Here is an 18,052-nt window from a genome sequence, read left to right as displayed (position 1 = left end):
TTCTAGTGTTTCTATATAATCTTAAAAATTATCTTCTGTCGGTTCACCAGCTGCTGCTGCTTTTTCACGACGGATTTCTTGTATTTCTGCTACTTTAATGAACGGTGCGTAGATTAGAACTGCTACGGCAATATTTACCGCTGCTAGAACGCCACCAGTCCAGCTTTGTGTAGCTAATACCCCACCGATAATTGGCGGTGTAGTCCAAGGTGTTACGATTGTTGCTGCTGGTACTAAACCAAGTGCTGTTGCAAAATAAGCAATTGTAACAAGCACTAGAGGCGCTAAGATATAAGGTACAAACAAGATTGGATTTAACACAATCGGTAGACCGAACATCAATGGCTCGTTAATGTTGAAGATACCAGGAGCTGAAGCAAGACCCGATACAGTCACGTATTGCTTATGGCGGCGACCAAATAGGAATACCGAAATAATAATCGCAATCGTTGCACCAGTTCCGCCTAGGTTAACGAAAGAGTCAAAGAAAGGTTTGTTAACGATGTAAGGAGCGTCTATGCCTAATTTCAAAGCTTCTACGTTCTTAGCAATTGCATCAACGTTAATTGTTTGCATAAATGGCTCGATAATGTTCGCACCATGTAAACCAAAGAACCATAGGAATGAAGAAATAAATGCTAATAATAATGCTGCTGGTAAAGTATTCGCAAGACCCATGAACGGTTCTTGAATTAGTTTGTAGAATTCACCAACAATATCTTTTACGCCAAGACCGAAAAGAATCGTTGTAAACATTGCAAAAATACTTACTGTAATCATCGCTGGAAATAGTGCCGCAAACGATCTTGATACTGCTGGCGGAACACCATCTGGCATTTTGATGATAAGTTTTGGATTTCCACTCATACGTGTGAATAATTCAGTAGAGATTAAAGCTACAAGAAGTGCTAAAAATAGACCTGATGAGCTAAGACCTGTTAATCCACCAATAGCAAAGAAAGAAGAAACAGATACAACACCGCTTGATAAAGCATCTTTATCATACGATTTCGCTAGGTTATAAGCTACAGTAAAAGCAGTTAAAAGTGCTAGAATCGCGAAAGTACCGTTCCAAATGTTTCCCCCGAAAGATTTCCAGAGAGCTTCTCCGAATAAGTTATTCATAAATGTTTGATAAGCCTTGATAGGTAAATTGTTAATCAATGTACCCAATGAACCTAAAATCATTAATGGCATCGTTGAAATGAAACCATCACGGATGGCAACTAAATGACGTTGTCCACCAACTTTTGCTGCATACGGAATAAAATACTTTTCCATAAACGCGATAAAACCATTCATTTTTATTTCCCCCAACAATTTAAATTTGGATGAGACATTTTGTCCCCTCCTATATTTAAGAGTTTCGCTTAATGACTAGTTACAATAACGCTTTACGTCTTCACCCAAGTAGACATAAAAACCTTGCTATTGTCGTTATTCACTACGCGCATACTCTTATTCCCCAAGTAAAGATAATGCTTGATTTAAAACTTTCTCGCCGTTCATCATCCCGTAATCGATACTGTTGATGACTGCGACTGGCTTGCCTAGTGGTTCTAATTTCTTCTTGAACTTGCTTTCTAAGAACCTCACTTGTGGTCCAAGTAATAAGACGTCGATCTTGTTGATATTATCTGGTGCTTCTGCCTCAGATACTGCAAAAATGGTTGCTTCAAGGTTTCTCTCCTCCGCCGCTTTTTCCATTTTTGTAACAAGTAAGCTCGTTGACATACCCGCGGAACAAACTAACATGATTGTTTTCACTGCGATTCACCCTTTCTTAACGCTATTTCTTAACCCTCGCTTATATAAATGCAAGTTCCGTGCCAACTTTTAAAATAAAAGAAAACGCATACGCAAGCCATTCTCCGCTTACACATGAACAAAAGACAAGTGTGTACTTCTGTTACACACTTGTCTCGTTGCGTTATTTTTCGTCTACAACTATTTTATTTGCAGTCATCATTTGCGTCAAATAAGCGATTTCTGACTGCGGAACAAGGATATCGTACTCGATGTTAACGTTCTCCATCATTTGTTGCGTGATTTGCATTTCAATCATATGCTGCTTCGTAAATGCATCGATATTTGGAAACTCGCGATCCACGCCGCCTAATTTCATGCGTTCTACGAGGAACGCTAGATGTAGAATGATACCTATATCAACGCCTGGCTCTAAGACCAAGTTCATTTGGATTTGTAACTCCGAAATGATTTTGCGAAGAAAGTATACAAGCTGATCTGGCGATTCCACCGCTTTTAAGTTCCCTTCTAAAGAGGAAATAAGCTGTTCGTAAGGTACTTCGTCGTTAATAATACGCTTCACGATGTCTAGGCCACCATCTGAGAACACTTCCATGGCGCTGAAAAATGGAATATCGCGATACTGGAATTCTACCGAACCCATAATTGCTAAAATATTATAATCTTCCATCAGCTGATCAATGCGATCCCTGAAAGCTTCTTTATGCAAAAATTGCAAGACGATGATTTCTACTTTTGACTCATCGATAACTGGAGCTACACGAGCTCGCAATTGTTCGGCGACACCTTCTCCTGTAAAGCACGTGAAGATAACCGCGTTCTTCGTTGGTTTTGCCCGCAAAATTTGGGCTTTGTATTTATTTTCAAAGAGTTGTTGGCAACTTTGGTAAATGTCTTCCAAACCGCGTCCTAACGATGCTTTCCGAATCGCTTCTAAAACGACTGGTGTACTTGCCATACTAATCGTCTTTGTACGGATACCAAGCTCTTCGGTCATCATATTGCCAAACGACGTCAAGGAGCCCATATCAGATAAAATAAGCACACCTTTTGTTGGATTTAGTTGTTTTACTTTCTCTTTTACTTTCTCGTACATTGCTTTCACTTCAACGGAAAGTGGCATGTCCATCGCTGTTCCCGTCTCAATATTAAGCAGCTCCTGCACAGTTTCTACCATACTTGTGGCAGTAGATCGCCCATGCATCATCACAATAACTTCGACTTGCGCCTCTTGTGTGAAAATCGATTCGACAACTTCCTCCGTTAAAAACATCGTCAAAAAGCCGATTTCATCGAATGGAATCTCAATACCAAGCTCTTGCTCTAATAAAGCCGAAATATCAATAGCCGCTTGGAATTCCTTCGAATATTTCTTACGGACATTGTTCAAATCCGGATGCACAATATGCTTTTGCTCGCGAATACGTTCTATCGTACTCTGTAAATGAAGCGCAAAGGCAAACCGCATTTTCTCATTATACTTGCGATCCAAACGTTTCTCTGCCATCTGATACACTTGATCAGTAAGCTGCCAAATTTCGGGACCGATAATATCTTTCGCCGATTGTTGCGTTGGCAGTTGCCCCATGTACTCATGAAAATATTGGTCAACATCCATATACAGTGCCTTTTCAAGTTCTAGCTGGTCCTTTCCTTCTTTCATTAGCTGATCAGCCTTCGTTTGAATCGCCTGATACACATCATCCACATCTTCAATCGCGATATCATTTGCCTCACTCGTATCGTAAAACTTGAAAATCGTCTTGTTCACATCAATTAGCCGGTTCATCTTTTCTGGCTCATCTTTTAAATGTAGCAAGCCTTTTTGGACATAAATCGGCAAATCATCTTGTTCAATTAAAATATAGTTCGCAGCTTTCGTCTTATAATGCAAAAATGCTTTCGCACAAGCAAGTTTCAAATCCCGTTGCAATTGCCCAACATTGGCACTCGCATGATACAGCAAAAATGCCATCAACGCCTGGCGATGCACGCGAATCGTTTGATGTAAACGCGTGGCTTCTTGTGCTAAAAAGAATTCGATGAGCTGGTAGCGTTCCTCTAATTGCCGTTCTGCAAGTGGCGGTAACGTAATTGTCATCGGAATCCGTCTTGTGAATGTCTCCAACAAGAAATTGTCTGGTGATTCTGTTGTTGCACCAATAATTTGGACTTGCGCCGTGTGTACCGTTGCACTTTCCCCAAGCGGTCGGTATTCGCCCTTATCGATAAAGGTAAACAACATCTCTTGCCCTTCTGGTGGTAAGCGGTGTATTTCATCTAAAAATAAAATTCCGCCATCTGCTTTCGCTAATAAGCCTTGGCGTGTTTCTTCCGCCCCAGTGTATGCCCCTTTGATAACCCCAAAGATATGACCAAAGAGAAGCTGCGGATTTTGCGCATAGTCGGCACAGTTGAAAGACACGAATGGTGCTTTTTTACCAACCATATCGGCTTCGCGTGCAAACTTGTACATGCACTCCGCAAATAAAGACTTACCAGTACCCGTTTTCCCAAGAATTAATGTATGTAAACCATGTGGTGGATATAAAATAGCCGCCTTTGCTTGCTGAATGCTGACCTTCAAACTTTGTGATGATCCAATTAATCGATCAAAAGTCGTCTGTGCACTCCCGATTCCAGCCACTTCCTCTTTTTTTGTAAACGCTTGATAAAGAACCGGCTTTCCAGGAAGTTTCTCAATCTGCTCTTCTTTAAAAAGTTCATTTAAATAACGACTTGCATTAGCACGATCCATTTGTAATTTTTCAGCAACATCGTTTGCCGTCAACTTACCGTTCACACTATTTAGAAGCTTCAATACTTCTTCTTTTCTACTAAGCATGCGTTCGACTCCTTACTAAAAAGCTCTACTTCCATCATTATACCTGTAAATATACGCATTCGGCAATCTAAAAATAGCTATTGTGAAATTTATTTCTAACTATGACAATTATTGTTAAAGCGTTCTCAAAAAAATATGAAGCGAATCGTATTTTACCATTTGACTCACTTCATAGTTTGCTTATTTACTTGCGTTTCGTTGCTTTATGCTCAAAATCATCCGTCAAAACACCTTCGTAATAACGAACTTTAATGGCTTCTTTGTTCAAGTCTTTCAAATACTGGCGCAACGTGCGAGCTTCACGTTCATTCACAAAAGAAATCACCGTCCCCGCCTTGCCCATCCGCCCTGTCCGTCCTGAGCGATGTGTATATTGCTTCGCGTCCATCGCCACATCACAATGAATAACAAACGGTAGATCTGGAATATCTAAACCACGCGCTGCAACATCCGTCACAACAAGGTAAGTCAATTCTCCTTTTTTGAAGGCTTGCAAAAATTTCTTGCGGTCCTCTTTACGCACTTCGCTATGAAGTCCAGCCGCCGCAACACCATCGTACTGCAATTTCTCCAAAATAATGTCCATCCGAACTTTATCTTTCACGAAAACAAGCGCGCGCATATCTTCCACATTGGAAATACGGCGTAGTAACATCGCTTTATCCCGCGGTTCAACTTCCATGTACAAATGATTCACGTTCGCATTGCTTTCTTCGGCTTTTGCTTCAACCATGATTGGCTCGATTTCGCTATTGCGATAAAACATCATCGGATCTTCTAGTTTCGTCGCTGAAGCCATAACTAATTGACGGTCACGCATCGCGCTGTTCACAATTTCAAGCACCGTTGGAATATGTTCACGAATCAGCAGTTGATCGCATTCGTCCAGCGTAATCATTTTCACTTCGTGCATCTTGATTTTCTTTTGTTTAATGAGTTCCAAAACGCGACCCGGCGAGCCTACGATGACTTGCGGTTTCTTCTTCAAATTATCGATTTGACGTTTAATATTGGCACTACCAATAATGCCGACAACTTTCAAACCAGCGGGAAGCCAAGAACGAACAACATCCGCAATTTGCATGACTAACTCATGAGATGGCGCTAGGATCAGCCATTGTGTATGTGGTTTTACTTCGATTTTCTCAATGGCTGGTAATGTGTAAGCAACTGTTTTTCCCGTTCCTGTTGGTGAAACCGCGATGATATCCTTGCCTTCTTTGATTGGCGTGTAGAGCTTTTTCTGGATGTCCGTCATTGCCTCGTAATGATGCGCTTGCCACTGCTCCGCCCAGATTTCAGGTACTTCTTTTATATCCATGATAAACTCCTTTATTTCGCTTTAGATAGTCCTATCATACCATGATTTTGCATAATCAACAAAACCAGACAATTTGCATCATCTGGTCTTCCTACTTATTGCTCTGCTTTGTACCATATTCCGTTTTGGTGGCGCAGGTCGTTGGAGATTTGGAGCACTTGTTTGCTTAGGTTTTCTAGGTCTTCATACGCCAGTGTGTCTTGCTCTACGATGATACGGGCAAATTCTGTGGCTTCGAATTCCATGTCATTCGGAATTGTCGGCATCGCCAAGTCTTCTGTTTCTTTCGTGTGGTTGTCGATGTATTTGATTTCTTTAATGCCTGTCAGCGGGTTGATAACTAGCGTGCCCTTTTCGCCGTAAATTTCGCTTGGTAAGAACGATTGCGACATTTTTGCGTGTAAAATGGTCACTGTGAAATCCGGATATTCGAAAATAACCGGGCCGCCACCGTCCACACCTGTACGTAGTTTCGTCGCGAAATACGTAGCTTTCTCAGGAACACCAAACAAGGCAACCGCTGTGTACATCGGATACACGCCCAAATCAACGAGCGAACCGCCAGAGAATTTTAGTGAAAAAATATTTGGTTCTTCGCCTGCTAGAACATTGTCGTAGCGGGATGAATAATTCATGTAAGCCAATGTCGCACCGTGCAATTTGCCGACTTTTTGAATGCTGTCTTGAAGGATTTTGAAGTTCGGTTCTTGGATGTGGCGCGCTGCTTCAAATAAGTAAACACCATTTTCTTTGGCTACTTTATGCGCATCTTCTAATTCTGCAACCGTCGAAAAAATCGGTTTTTCAACGATGACATGTTTTTTATGACGCAAAAATTGTAACGCATGTTCATAGTGCATCGCATTTGGCGAAGCAATGTAAACCGCGTCAATCACGTCGGATGCTGCCATCAATGCAATATCATCAAAATAATTCGCTACTTTATATTTCTCACCAAAGGCGTATGCTTTCTCCAATGTGCGTGAATAAACCGCTGTGAGTTCCCATTCTTTCGAGTTAAGCGCTCCTTCAACAAACGCATCCGTAATCCAATTCGTACCCATAATTCCAAGCTTCATTCGCAAAAACTTCCCTTCGATTTTCTTTACCTTTTTAGTATAGCGTATTTTGGTGATTTGTGCTGAAAATCAAGCATTTTCCATACATATTATACTGCTATTAAAAAATATAAGATTTACTGATTACGTCACACACACCATGAAAGTCTCCAGTATATGCTACTTCTTCCTAACCCTTACTCAATTCGCTTAACTAGTGCTCTATTCGTTAAGTTCCTCACCTTATGATACTGTTCAGGATTAATATCTACCAGCGCTTTAATCAATGTATCCAATAAGTAAAGTTGACTAACTTCGGCAGAAAAAGATCCCGCATCTGATAAGAACTCTTTTGATGATGCTACTAACGAAACATCTCCCATTTGACTAATTTTAGAATTGATAAAGTTAGACAGTGTGACTACTGGGGCACCACTTTGAGACGCAAGTTCGATACTTTGAATGACTTCTTTTGTGTTTCCTGATTTACTAATGGCTATAACAAGATCTGTTTTTTTAATCATTGTGGCATAGATGCTTTGAAGATGTCCATCTGGAACAAATTCAACAAACTTGCCTAACCGTTTCAGTCTATTACATAATTGCATGGCAATAAATGCTGATGTTCCGACGGAGAGTATGTAAATATGCTCTGCTTTATGAATCATCTTGGCAACTTTTTCTAATTTGTCTTGTTCGATAAAACCTTTTGTATCTTGTAAGCCATCTACCAATTGTCGATAAACAATGTCTTTGGCTTCGTTGCTCTCATCTGTCAGATCTTGCTTCTGGGAAGTTTGGTACTTTACGAGAGCAATCTTTAAATCTTGAAATCCTGTTAAGCCAATTTTTCGAGAAAAACGTACAACTGTACTTTCTCCAACACTAGCCATCGATGCAAGGTCGTTTATTGATAGGTTCTCTACTTCGTCCGGATTGCTCAAAATTAACTGCGCAACTTTCTGCTCAGATTTGCTTAGCGATGGAAAATAACTGCTAATGGTTGCTAATAAATCCATCATGCTCTCACCTCAATTATGATATGTCTTTCTTCTATTATACTAAATGGTTCTGGAATTATCTAATTCAAGCTCATCAGCAAAAAGGCTACACTTGTATTATCAAGCATAGCCTTTTTATATTTAGCGACTAATAGGCACGTGTTCATTCTTGATGAGCAGCGATGTTTTAGTCATTTTTTAATATTTTCTTTTCTGCTTAGTTTTGTAGTTTCTTTTATAACTGCTTTATTGGATGCTTTCACAAATGGAAGGTAAATCAACACTCCAATTGCGATTAAAATGATTTGTAAAACTGCTGCACGCCAATCACCATTGGTTGCTAAATATCCTGAAATTACTGGTGGCGTTGTCCATGGGATAAGGACAGAAGTTTTCGCAATCCATCCTAGTGCAGTGGCATAGTAGGCAATCGTTACCGTTACTGCTGGAACAACAATTAAAGGAACACCTAAAAGAGGATTAAATACGACTGGTAAACCAAACATTAATGGTTCACTAACATTAAATAGTGATGGAACGATCCCGACTTTTGTAATGGAGCGGTAATCTTCTCTTCTTGATGCAATCATAATCGCTATTACTAGACAGATAATCATACCGCCTCCACCCATCCAACCAAATGAATCTAGGAAAGGCTTTGTTACAATATTCGGTAGTTCGATTCCCTTTTTTAATGCCTCCATATTTTCTTGAATCGCTGTTAACATAATAGGTTCCCCGATGGAGCCTAAAATAAACGTACCATGTAGCCCAAACGCCCAAAGCAAATTACTAAAGCACACATAGAGTAAAAGCCCTCCAATCGATTGGAAAGAAGCAACCAATGGCGCTTGGAAAAATGTGAGGATAAGGGCAGGAATATTCGTGTTAAATATCCAGACAATAAGCACTTCAATCAATCCGAGGATAAGTGTTACAAAGAAAATCGGAATTAACACATTAAATGACTTAGCAATAGATTCTGGTACACTATCTGGCATTCTTATTTTCAATCGTTCTATTTTAGAAAATTTATTTAACCAAGTTACGGATAATAATGTTGCAATAATCGCTAAAAACATACCTGTTGCGCTAGTTTGCGTTTGTGTCAATGTTGCTGCTACGGTGAATGTTTTGCCATTTACATCGGCTATTATATTTTGGGCAGGTAAAACGATCATATATGAAACTAAGCCCATCACAGCACCGATTAATCCCTCGTCGCCATAGCTGACTGCTAATTTGTAGCCTATGGTTACAGCAATCATAAGCGCCATAATACCAAGCGTTCCGTTATAAATTTGATTTCCTAAATCCGCCCATTTAATGGCAGCATCAAAGTTCTTTAGTAAACCATTCGTAGGGCTTAAAATAAGATTATTCACTAATACCCAAAAAGAAGCAATAATTGTTATCGGAATGAGGGTTACGAAACCATCACGAATAGCTGCGATATGACGCTGACTTGAAAATTTATTTGCAAAAATCAATAATTTATCAATAAAAGCATTCGATTTACTCATTTTTAACTCTCCTTATTTTTAACTGTACATGCAATTTCAAACATTCGATTCCAAGGAAAAGTTACCTTGTCAATCGTAAAATTTTCTTTCATAAAGCTATTTTTCAACATAGAACACTGATACTCTTGAATAGATGCTATAACCGTCTCACTGATTTCAGCTGACTTTTCTCCTAAATAAAAATAATTCAGTCCTTTTTCTGGTAAAATATGATCTGTTATTTGTTTGCGAATAATCGCTTGGTAAAACAGGTCTTCATAAATGTTCGCCAACAGATTTTCTTTCACCTTCATTGTACTAAACGTCTCTTGGCAAAATGCTAAGGCCCCAAGACTGCTTCCTAACGAGTTACAGTTCGTATTCCAAGCTTTATAACTTAAAATTTCTTCTAAAATAGCTTTTTCATCTAATAGTTCGATGAGTTCGATTTCGCCACCATTTGCAAATGCAGCATCACAAATACCAATCTTTTTACCAGCAGACAAATCTGCTTGAATTTGCAAAACAAAACTTAATAAGTGCCGGTAGCTATCATATGTGACATCTTTTATTGTTAACTGATCCCACGATTCTTGCATTCTTTTGCCTGGCGTATTATATGCAAGCACAAAATCAGCATCTTTCACATCTTCTACCAACTGAAAACCAGCTGCTAAGACATGAGCCTTCAAACTCTCATTTATTGGACGATCTTCGTATAAAGGAACGAGCTGGGCTCCTAAAGTAGAACTATATCTTACAAATAGACGTGGTGTTTTCTGCAAGTAATCGTTATATGCACGTGCTAGTAAAGTAAAACCTACTTCATCTGCACCAGGATATACCATGATTTTATCCTTCAACCTCTTAGTAGCAATCTCACTATAAACCTTGCTTTGGTCCATTGCTGTATAGCCATACGGAGCGGAATCATCTTGCGGAATGCTGACAAAAGAAAGGATATTTTCAGAGACTAGTGAGACATGCAAAAGGTTCACCTGTACATTAAATGCTCTTCGTGTTTCATAATCACAGATAATATCTTGCGGTAATATTTCTTCTAATTGGCGCCATTCGTGCTCTTCCTGTTCATCTAAAGTTTCTCTATTTGCCTTGTCTTTCAACCAACCATAGCGGAAAATGGCTGCCCCATATTTTTCATAGTAATCAGGCTCTTCATCTGCACTATTATATTTAGGAGTACGCATTATTAAGTTAGAAAGGAAAATTTTCTTATCCGGAAAATCGTTCTTCAATTCGCGTAAAAATGCTTCATAGTCGGCTAAATCTGCCTCTGTAAAATGGTGCAGACGGGATGGCAACAAACCTCCATAAAGTAGCATTTCTGCGGAGATAACAGCATAAGAACATTGCTCCATGTTCTCTTTAACAAAACGTCGAATTGCTTGAACATTGGCTGGCTTCTTTTTGTTTCCCAATAATTCTTGGGGCACACAAAGTACATGAATAGCTTGGTTTACGGATGCCGCTTGTTCGGGATAAATAGCATTACATGGCCGTTCATCTAGTGGAACATACAAAATATTCATCTGTTCTCCTCCTTTTTTTTGTTTATAAATATCTGCCACAACATCGCCTACCGTTTTTCGATAATAATTCGCTTGTTCGCAAATAGCTTCTTCTGCTTCTTGAACAGCATATGCATGTTCGGTTAGTGTAAACATTGATACATCACTTTCAGCATCACCTACTACATATAGGCTGTCAGATACAATTCCTAATTTTTTTCGAATTAATTCCACGGCTTTTCCTTTAGAAACTTTATTGGACAATACTTCTAAAGATGTCGGGCTTGTTTGAATAACCGTTACTTTGTTTTCTCCCAAACTGTTTGCTATAGCTAATTTTATTGGCAGAAATGATTGTTCATTACCGAACGTTAAATAAATGGTTGGTTCAATCTCCCCTGCTAAAATAGAGGCAGGTAAGTCTTCTATAATTTTAGAGGAATCCACGAATTCTGCTACTTCTTCTGGTTTTCTTGGACTTGGAAAATGGCGATTATTTTCATCAGATACTTCCGTTCGTAAACCTTCAGAAAAAATTGCATCGTTTAGTGCTGGAATGTATTCAGATGGGATTGTTTCAAGTAATATAGACTGATTGTCCTTATCTTTAATTACCGCACCATTTTGACTAATACGGTATTCTCCTGCAAATCCTAGCTTTTGTTCTACGTATTGAATATCCGTATCCATTCTGCCTGTACAAATAACAAAATGCCCGCCATCTTCGCAAAATTTCTTGATTTTGTTAAAACTCACTTGATCGATTTGACCGTTAATATCAAGCAATGTGCCGTCTAAATCACAAACTAATAAAACATCATTCATTGTTATAACCTACCATTTCGTTGCATTTACATATCGTTCTGTTATTAATTTTGGGCGCGTAATAATGGAACCCACGACAGTTGCAAATGCTCCTTTTTTTAGTGCTTCTGTTACATGTTCTGGCTTGCTTGTATGCCCTTCCATTATTACAGGCGCGGAGACATTTTTCACAATATTTTCTAGTAATTCAAAATCTGGTTCTGTTGTCACTTTGGAATATGGCGTGTACCCAGCAAGCGTTGTTGAAATAAGATCAAAACCTAATCTGTCTGCTTCTATTGCTTCTTCCAAAGTAGAAATATCAGCCATTGCTAAGCGATTGTGCTGATGAATTAGAGCTAATAAATCACTTAGCTTTTCATCATTTGGTCTTTTTTTGTTTTGTGGCATCCAGTGCAATAATTTCGGCATCTGTTTCAAGAAGCGCTTTCACTTCGTACTTTGTAGCAGTAATATACACATTCGAACCTTCATAATCGCGTTTCCAAATGCCAATGATAGGTAAATCCACTAGTTCTTTGATTGCTTGAATGTCTTCCGGAGAATTTGCTCGAATTCCTTTAGCACCACCTTCTTTAGCAGCAAGCGCCATTCGCGCCATAATCATGGAACTGTGCAAAGGTTCACCTTCTAAAGCTTGGCAAGATACTATCAATTGTCCTTTTAATGTATTAATATTCATCGTAACGCTCCTTTCAGAAAGAATTTTACACTATTATTTTATTTTTGTAAATGGTTTTTCACCAAAATATTTTCTAAATGTATGAAATATATTCTATACTTCCTATTTGTTTCATTTACAGTAAGCAAGTTTATAGTTTTTTGAACATGACAAAAAACACTTATAGACTTTGGGGAGTTTAGTGGTTGCTTATAGTTTATTTGGTTGGGGGATGTTATGTTTATGAGGGAGTCTCATATTTACATTGGGGTTGGATAAAAACATTGTCATTGTTGTCGTTCTTATTTACTTTTCACATTGCTTAGATAAAAACCGTTCAAAAGTAGCAATACATAGTCCACGACACGCTGATTTACATTTCACATTACTTAGATAAAAACTTGAATGAATTACGATTATTCGTGACGATCGGAATATTTACATTTCACATTACTTAGATAAAAACAGCGGTGGCGGGATGATAAGCGTTGGTATCACTGGATTTACATTTCACATTACTTAGATAAAAACATTATCAACTACCTTGTACCCAGCGGGTAGGGAGGTATTTACATTTCACATTACTTAGATAAAAACCAATGACTTTCTGAATCGGAAACAATGAATCGTGGGCATTTACATTTCACATTACTTAGATAAAAACCCATTGCGGCGGGAAGAAAAGCCGCGACTGAAAAAGGATTTACATTTCACATTACTTAGATAAAAACCTAAAACTGGAGGCAAACTATATTTTTCCTTAGCATATTTACATTTCACATTACTTAGATAAAAACGAATTCAAGTTCGGGGATGTAGTTCGTAGAGCACATTTACATTTCACATTACTTAGATAAAAATGCACTATCACTCCCTCCTCCCTGCAATATTTTGTATTTACATTTCACATTACTTAGATAAAAATCTGTCCCCAATAAACCATATGATACCTTAAAATTTTATTTACATTTCACATTACTTAGATAAAAATACACATGCTAACACACATAACAACAAATAGCAAGCTATTTACATTTCACATTACTTAGATAAAAATGAAGATGGAAAAGTAATAAGTGAAGGTGGCGTATGGAATTTACATTTCACATTACTTAGATAAAAACAAATCCAGTTAGGAGCAAAAGGTGTAATCGTTGCACATTTACATTTCACATTACTTAGATAAAAACTCAAACCATTGAAGGTACTTTTCGTACACATCTTTATTTACATTTCACATTACTTAGATAAAAACGATACCAGCTGCAAAAATCAAGATTGGCATAAAAATATTTACATTTCACATTACTTAGATAAAAACACGACCGTAAATACCTTCAATATCATTCATGGCATTTTCATTTACATTTCACATTACTTAGATAAAAACGCGGACTATTTTTTATATAGTCGTCAATAAAACTATTTACATTTCACATTACTTAGATAAAAACTTTGCGTCAATGGCAGATTGGACGTATAGACCGTATTTACATTTCACATTACTTAGATAAAAACACAAAAGAAGAAGTACAACAAATGCGTTACGATTATATTTACATTTCACATTACTTAGATAAAAACGGAGCGGGTGAATTTTGTTTTCCAGATTTTATTTTATTTACATTTCACATTACTTAGATAAAAACGAAGATACTCTAGGTAAGCTACACATGTACGATTCGATTTACATTTCACATTACTTAGATAAAAACACAACACAAACTAGACAATGTCAAACATGACCTTCGTATTTACATTTCACATTACTTAGATAAAAACAGTCGGATGGCAGGGGTTATAGGTCATATCACTGTATGATTTACATTTCACATTACTTAGATAAAAACATGGATAACTTTAACTTGTCATTAGTCGATCGTTATTTACATTTCACATTACTTAGATAAAAACAGGTACCCCATCAACGCCTACTCCCATCATACCTCAAACACCCAAATCTGTCGACCGGCAGCCAAATCCTAAATTTCCGCTCTCTAACCTTACAATCAGATCTTCGAAAATAGGCTTAAACTCTTTAGTACCAATGCATAACAAAAATCTGTCGATGCCCCCCATTATTTTACGCTACTAGAGGTCGACAGATTTTTTTTTCGCGTTATTATGAATTAAGGTTTTCTGTAGAAATTATCTTGTTCTTCTCGTCTTGCACAATCATCGCGCTATTTGTAGGTTTTTTTTCTTTTCGTATTCAAAATTCTTGTTCGAGAAATTCGCTATGACTTGTAGATTTGCGCCGAATGTTGTTTTCTGAATGAGGCGTTCTTTATCTAGCACTTCAAATCAGGCTTCCCATGCTAAAATGCTTCCTATTTTTAATATTATTGGATGCATTTTGGAATAGTTGTCATGGATTTAGTTTACGATTTAACCTTAAGAAACCGATCATTTTTGCCTTGTTCATCAAAAAGTTGACAATTGTCCGTTTTTTTGATATATTTATTTACACAAAAGGGACAACTGTCCTTTTAAGGAGGAGGAAATTATGTCATATCTTCAATTGCATCATATTGCTAAATCATATTCACTAGGAAATAAAGAGCGTGTACCTGTTTTGCATGACATCACAGTAGGTTTTGAACGCGGTGAATTTGTTTCTATTTTAGGTGAATCAGGAAGTGGAAAGTCCACATTAATGAATATTATTGGCGGCATGGATCAAGATTACACTGGTGATGTAATGATTGATGGCGGTACATTAAGACAAAAGAAAGAGAAACAGCTTGATGATTATCGAAAACTGAAAATCGGCTTTATTTTTCAAAATTTTAACTTGATTAGCCATCTTTCGGTCTTGGATAACGTAACATTGACTATGCAAATGACGGATGTACCGCGTCTGGAACGAATAGCAAAAGCAAAACAAATTTTAACTGATTTAGGTCTTAGCGAACATTTGCATAAACGTCCCAGCCAGCTATCTGGTGGTCAAAAACAGCGTGTTGCCATAGCACGAGCCTTATCTAACGACCCGGATATTATATTAGCGGATGAACCCACAGGTGCTTTAGACAAGAAAAATAGTACGCAAATCATGCATATACTAGATGATATTGCGAAACAAGGAAAACTTGTCATTGCTGTAACGCATTCGCAAAGTGTAGCAGATTATAGTACACGTGTTATTACAATGGAAGATGGTAAAATTGTTCAGGAAGACATAAAAAAAAGAAGCCTACCCGTCTGAACCAGAAGAACATCATGCAAAAACAAAAAGCCTTCCTCTATTGGCTGCCATGAAAATAGCTTTTAGAAATGTAAGATTAAATTTAAAACGTAATATTCTTGTTTCTTTAGGCGGGGCTATTGGTATATTTAGTGTTATTCTCATGCTTGGCCTAGGGAGCGGCGTAACAAACTACATTAACAATCAAATCAATGCGCAATTAAGTCCTGATTTAATACAAGTGACAAAAACTGCAGAAACATCAGCATCTGCTGTTCCAAACCCTTTGCAGGAAGTCAAGCCATTAACAAATAAAGACATCCGTACAGCAGAGAATCTAAATCATGTGGACAATGTTGAAAAGGTGGCCTCAATAAATGTTAGCAGTTCTGTTAATTATCAAAATGAGTCTGCAGATATTATTAGTTTGGAAACATTAAATCGTGGTGTGAATAAAGATGACTTAGTCGCTGGTAGCTTCCCTAAAGATGGGGAGATTCTAATATCTGATACGATAGCAGATAAACTTATGAAAAATTCGAAGCAAGCGATAGGTAAAGAAGTCAATTTCTATGTTAGAACTGTTGATTCATCTGAGGTACCCATCATTTTAGAGCGTAAATTAACGGTTTCAGGCATTATAAAATCTTCTTTAAGTCAAGATTCTGCTTTTGTCACATATAAAGCGTTAGAAGATATGTACGCAACACAAGATTTGACACTTGCTCCCACCCAATTAAATGTAACGGTTGATGATGTGGACCAAGTGCCCACTGTAGAAAAAGAGCTCGAGAAGAAAGGCTTTACAGGTACTGGTGTCAGCAATATTTTGGATCAAGTCAATACCTATCTAAGCATCGCAACATTTGTACTGGCAGGGATTGCTGGGATTTCCTTATTGGTTTCTGCAATTATGATTGTCGTTGTTCTCTATATAAGTGTCGTAGAAAGAACGAAAGAAATCGGTATTTTACGCGCAATTGGAGCAAGACGAAAAGATATAAAACGAATTTTCTTTGTAGAAGCTGCTATTATTGGTATTGCTAGCGGAGTTATTGGGGTTATTATCGCAGCGCTTATTGGCTTCTTTGGAAATAACATTATGGAAGGTATGTTTGATGCAAGAGTTATCAATGTGAGTTTCCTATTCATGCTTATCGGTATTGCTATCAGCTTTATTATAAGTATTTTGGCTGCTGTCTTACCAGCAAGTAAAGCTGCTAATTTAGACCCAATGGAATCCTTGCGTTACGAATAACAAAATATAATTTTATATCATGAAAGTAAAGAGAAAACCTATTCAAAGTCAGCACCATGAAGAAGTTTTTCTTTTTTACTTTTGCTTGGCTCATTTTATTCGGCAAGAAACTTGTTTGTTCCTTGATTTCTTTTATGCTGTTCAAATGAAACCAAATGTATTACACTAATGAAGATGAGCTCTTAATACCTAGATACCTATTTTAAAATTGGTAGGTCAAAGATAAGATAGACGTAAATGAAGACTTGCCCAGAGATTTATTGCACTTTGCCCCATTTTTAGGATTATATAGCGATAAGGAGACGATATATTTGTCTAGAATAGAGAAAAAGCAAGAAATGACACAAGCCATTGTGAATACAGCCAAGCAATTATTTGAAGAACATGGTATTGAAAATGTTAGTATGCATGCGATTGCTAAGGAACTAAATATTGGTCAAGGAACGCTTTATAGAAGGTTTTCAAATAAAGGTGAGCTTTGTTTTGCAATGCTAGAATCAGATTTTTTACGACTTCACCAAAAAATTATGACTTATATGAATGATAATAAAGAAGCTACAAGTTACGATAAAGGCGTTTTTATAATTCGAGCCTTGGTTTCTCTTATCTCTTCTCATAGTAGTTGGTTAGAGGTGATGCTTACTCATATAGATGGAAATCTGGTTAACAATAATCAAGTGCCTAATAGCCCCCCACCACCTATTGTCATTGTACAAGAACTCATCCAGCCCATTTTTGAGCAAGTGGATACAGATGTGGATACATTTTTTTGGAGCACGACCATTGCAGCTGTACTGAATCCGCTATTAATTCGTCAACTGACAGTCAGTGGCTATACAGAAGATGATATTGTGGACGGGCTGGCGACTATATTTTTAGCTCCATTGTTGTAATCCCTTTTTTAGACGGTTGTTTGGAGAGATACGGGTAATGTATTATTGCATAAAAAAATCTGTCGATGTCCCTCTTTTTATTTTGATGGGATGACAGATTTTTTTATTTTTGTAGAATGGTGAATCTGGGTGGTGGGTTGTGTGAAATTGCCGATACGCTACTAGATTTCGAATTGTTTATATAAAAACTAGCGTGAAAGAAACA

General features: G+C 37.6%; 11 protein-coding genes, 1 pseudogene and 1 CRISPR repeat array. Of the genes and pseudogenes, 3 read left to right on the top strand and 9 right to left on the bottom strand.

Features of this window, described 5'->3' with window-relative positions; genetic code table 11:
- Positions 1 to 21: 21 nt before the first annotated feature.
- The 9 genes and pseudogenes from PRIP_RS01820 to PRIP_RS01775 all read right to left on the bottom strand — a co-directional run bounded on the left by PRIP_RS01820 (position 22) and on the right by PRIP_RS01775 (position 12,530).
- Entirely contained in the window at positions 22 to 1,302 is a 1,281-nt protein-coding gene (locus tag PRIP_RS01820) for a PTS sugar transporter subunit IIC (RefSeq protein WP_036099124.1), read from the bottom strand.
- A 156-nt stretch (positions 1,303 to 1,458) separates the two neighbouring features.
- Complete coding sequence (locus PRIP_RS01815) at positions 1,459 to 1,767, bottom strand: PTS sugar transporter subunit IIB (RefSeq protein WP_114983041.1); 309 nt, start codon at positions 1,765 to 1,767, stop codon at positions 1,459 to 1,461.
- A 163-nt stretch (positions 1,768 to 1,930) separates the two neighbouring features.
- Positions 1,931 to 4,612, bottom strand: coding sequence for a sigma-54-dependent transcriptional regulator (locus PRIP_RS01810; protein WP_036099122.1), 2,682 nt, complete (start codon positions 4,610 to 4,612; stop codon positions 1,931 to 1,933).
- Between the two features lie 184 nt (positions 4,613 to 4,796).
- The gene (locus PRIP_RS01805) at positions 4,797 to 5,933 is read right to left on the bottom strand and encodes a DEAD/DEAH box helicase (protein ID WP_036099121.1); all 1,137 of its coding nucleotides are present in this window, start codon (positions 5,931 to 5,933) and stop codon (positions 4,797 to 4,799) included.
- Positions 5,934 to 6,028: 95 nt separating this feature from the next.
- Complete coding sequence (locus tag PRIP_RS01800) at positions 6,029 to 7,012, bottom strand: Gfo/Idh/MocA family protein (protein ID WP_036099120.1); 984 nt, start codon at positions 7,010 to 7,012, stop codon at positions 6,029 to 6,031.
- A 176-nt stretch (positions 7,013 to 7,188) separates the two neighbouring features.
- Entirely contained in the window at positions 7,189 to 8,013 is an 825-nt protein-coding gene (locus PRIP_RS01795; protein ID WP_241434069.1) for a MurR/RpiR family transcriptional regulator, read from the bottom strand.
- Positions 8,014 to 8,183: 170 nt separating this feature from the next.
- Positions 8,184 to 9,515 (bottom strand): PTS sugar transporter subunit IIC, encoded by a 1,332-nt coding sequence (locus tag PRIP_RS01790; RefSeq protein ID WP_052008674.1) that lies wholly within the window; start codon positions 9,513 to 9,515, stop codon positions 8,184 to 8,186.
- A 2-nt stretch (positions 9,516 to 9,517) separates the two neighbouring features.
- The gene (locus tag PRIP_RS01785) at positions 9,518 to 11,848 is read right to left on the bottom strand and encodes a DUF4127 family protein (protein WP_149023737.1); all 2,331 of its coding nucleotides are present in this window, start codon (positions 11,846 to 11,848) and stop codon (positions 9,518 to 9,520) included.
- 9 nt (positions 11,849 to 11,857) lie between these two features.
- Positions 11,858 to 12,530: pseudogene (locus PRIP_RS01775) on the bottom strand (N-acetylmannosamine-6-phosphate 2-epimerase).
- A gap of 283 nt (positions 12,531 to 12,813) precedes the next feature.
- Positions 12,814 to 14,423: direct repeats of the CRISPR family, unit length 30 nt; unit sequence ATTTACATTTCACATTACTTAGATAAAAAC.
- Between the two features lie 592 nt (positions 14,424 to 15,015).
- Here PRIP_RS01775 and PRIP_RS17505 point away from each other — a divergent pair.
- From PRIP_RS17505 to PRIP_RS16080, 3 genes are all read left to right on the top strand, one after another.
- Positions 15,016 to 15,717, top strand: a complete 702-nt coding sequence (locus PRIP_RS17505) for an ABC transporter ATP-binding protein (protein WP_241434068.1) — start codon at positions 15,016 to 15,018, stop codon at positions 15,715 to 15,717.
- 49 nt (positions 15,718 to 15,766) lie between these two features.
- Positions 15,767 to 16,954, top strand: coding sequence for an ABC transporter permease (locus PRIP_RS17500; protein WP_241434070.1), 1,188 nt, complete (start codon positions 15,767 to 15,769; stop codon positions 16,952 to 16,954).
- 311 nt (positions 16,955 to 17,265) lie between these two features.
- Complete coding sequence (locus PRIP_RS16080; RefSeq protein ID WP_052008673.1) at positions 17,266 to 17,847, top strand: TetR/AcrR family transcriptional regulator; 582 nt, start codon at positions 17,266 to 17,268, stop codon at positions 17,845 to 17,847.
- Positions 17,848 to 18,052: the final 205 nt, after the last annotated feature.

This window comes from Paenilisteria riparia FSL S10-1204 (assembly GCF_000525995.1).
GTDB lineage: Bacteria > Bacillota > Bacilli > Lactobacillales > Listeriaceae > Listeria_A > Listeria_A riparia.
Note: the sequence above shows the minus strand (reverse complement) of the source record. Positions and strands in the feature narration are given on the sequence as shown.

Bases quoted from the DNA above. Each gene is read 5' to 3' on its own strand.
- PRIP_RS17500 (WP_241434070.1), top strand. From the start codon at position 15,767: ATGAAAATAGCTTTTAGAAATGTAAGATTAAATTTAAAACGTAATATT.
- PRIP_RS01820 (WP_036099124.1), bottom strand. From the start codon at position 1,302: ATGAATGGTTTTATCGCGTTTATGGAAAAGTATTTTATTCCGTATGCA.
- PRIP_RS01785 (WP_149023737.1), bottom strand. From the start codon at position 11,848: ATGAATGATGTTTTATTAGTTTGTGATTTAGACGGCACATTGCTTGAT.
- PRIP_RS01800 (WP_036099120.1), bottom strand. From the start codon at position 7,012: ATGAAGCTTGGAATTATGGGTACGAATTGGATTACGGATGCGTTTGTT.
- PRIP_RS01795 (WP_241434069.1), bottom strand. From the start codon at position 8,013: ATGATGGATTTATTAGCAACCATTAGCAGTTATTTTCCATCGCTAAGC.
- PRIP_RS01805 (WP_036099121.1), bottom strand. From the start codon at position 5,933: ATGGATATAAAAGAAGTACCTGAAATCTGGGCGGAGCAGTGGCAAGCG.
- PRIP_RS17505 (WP_241434068.1), top strand. From the start codon at position 15,016: ATGTCATATCTTCAATTGCATCATATTGCTAAATCATATTCACTAGGA.
- PRIP_RS01790 (WP_052008674.1), bottom strand. From the start codon at position 9,515: ATGAGTAAATCGAATGCTTTTATTGATAAATTATTGATTTTTGCAAAT.
- PRIP_RS01810 (WP_036099122.1), bottom strand. From the start codon at position 4,612: ATGCTTAGTAGAAAAGAAGAAGTATTGAAGCTTCTAAATAGTGTGAAC.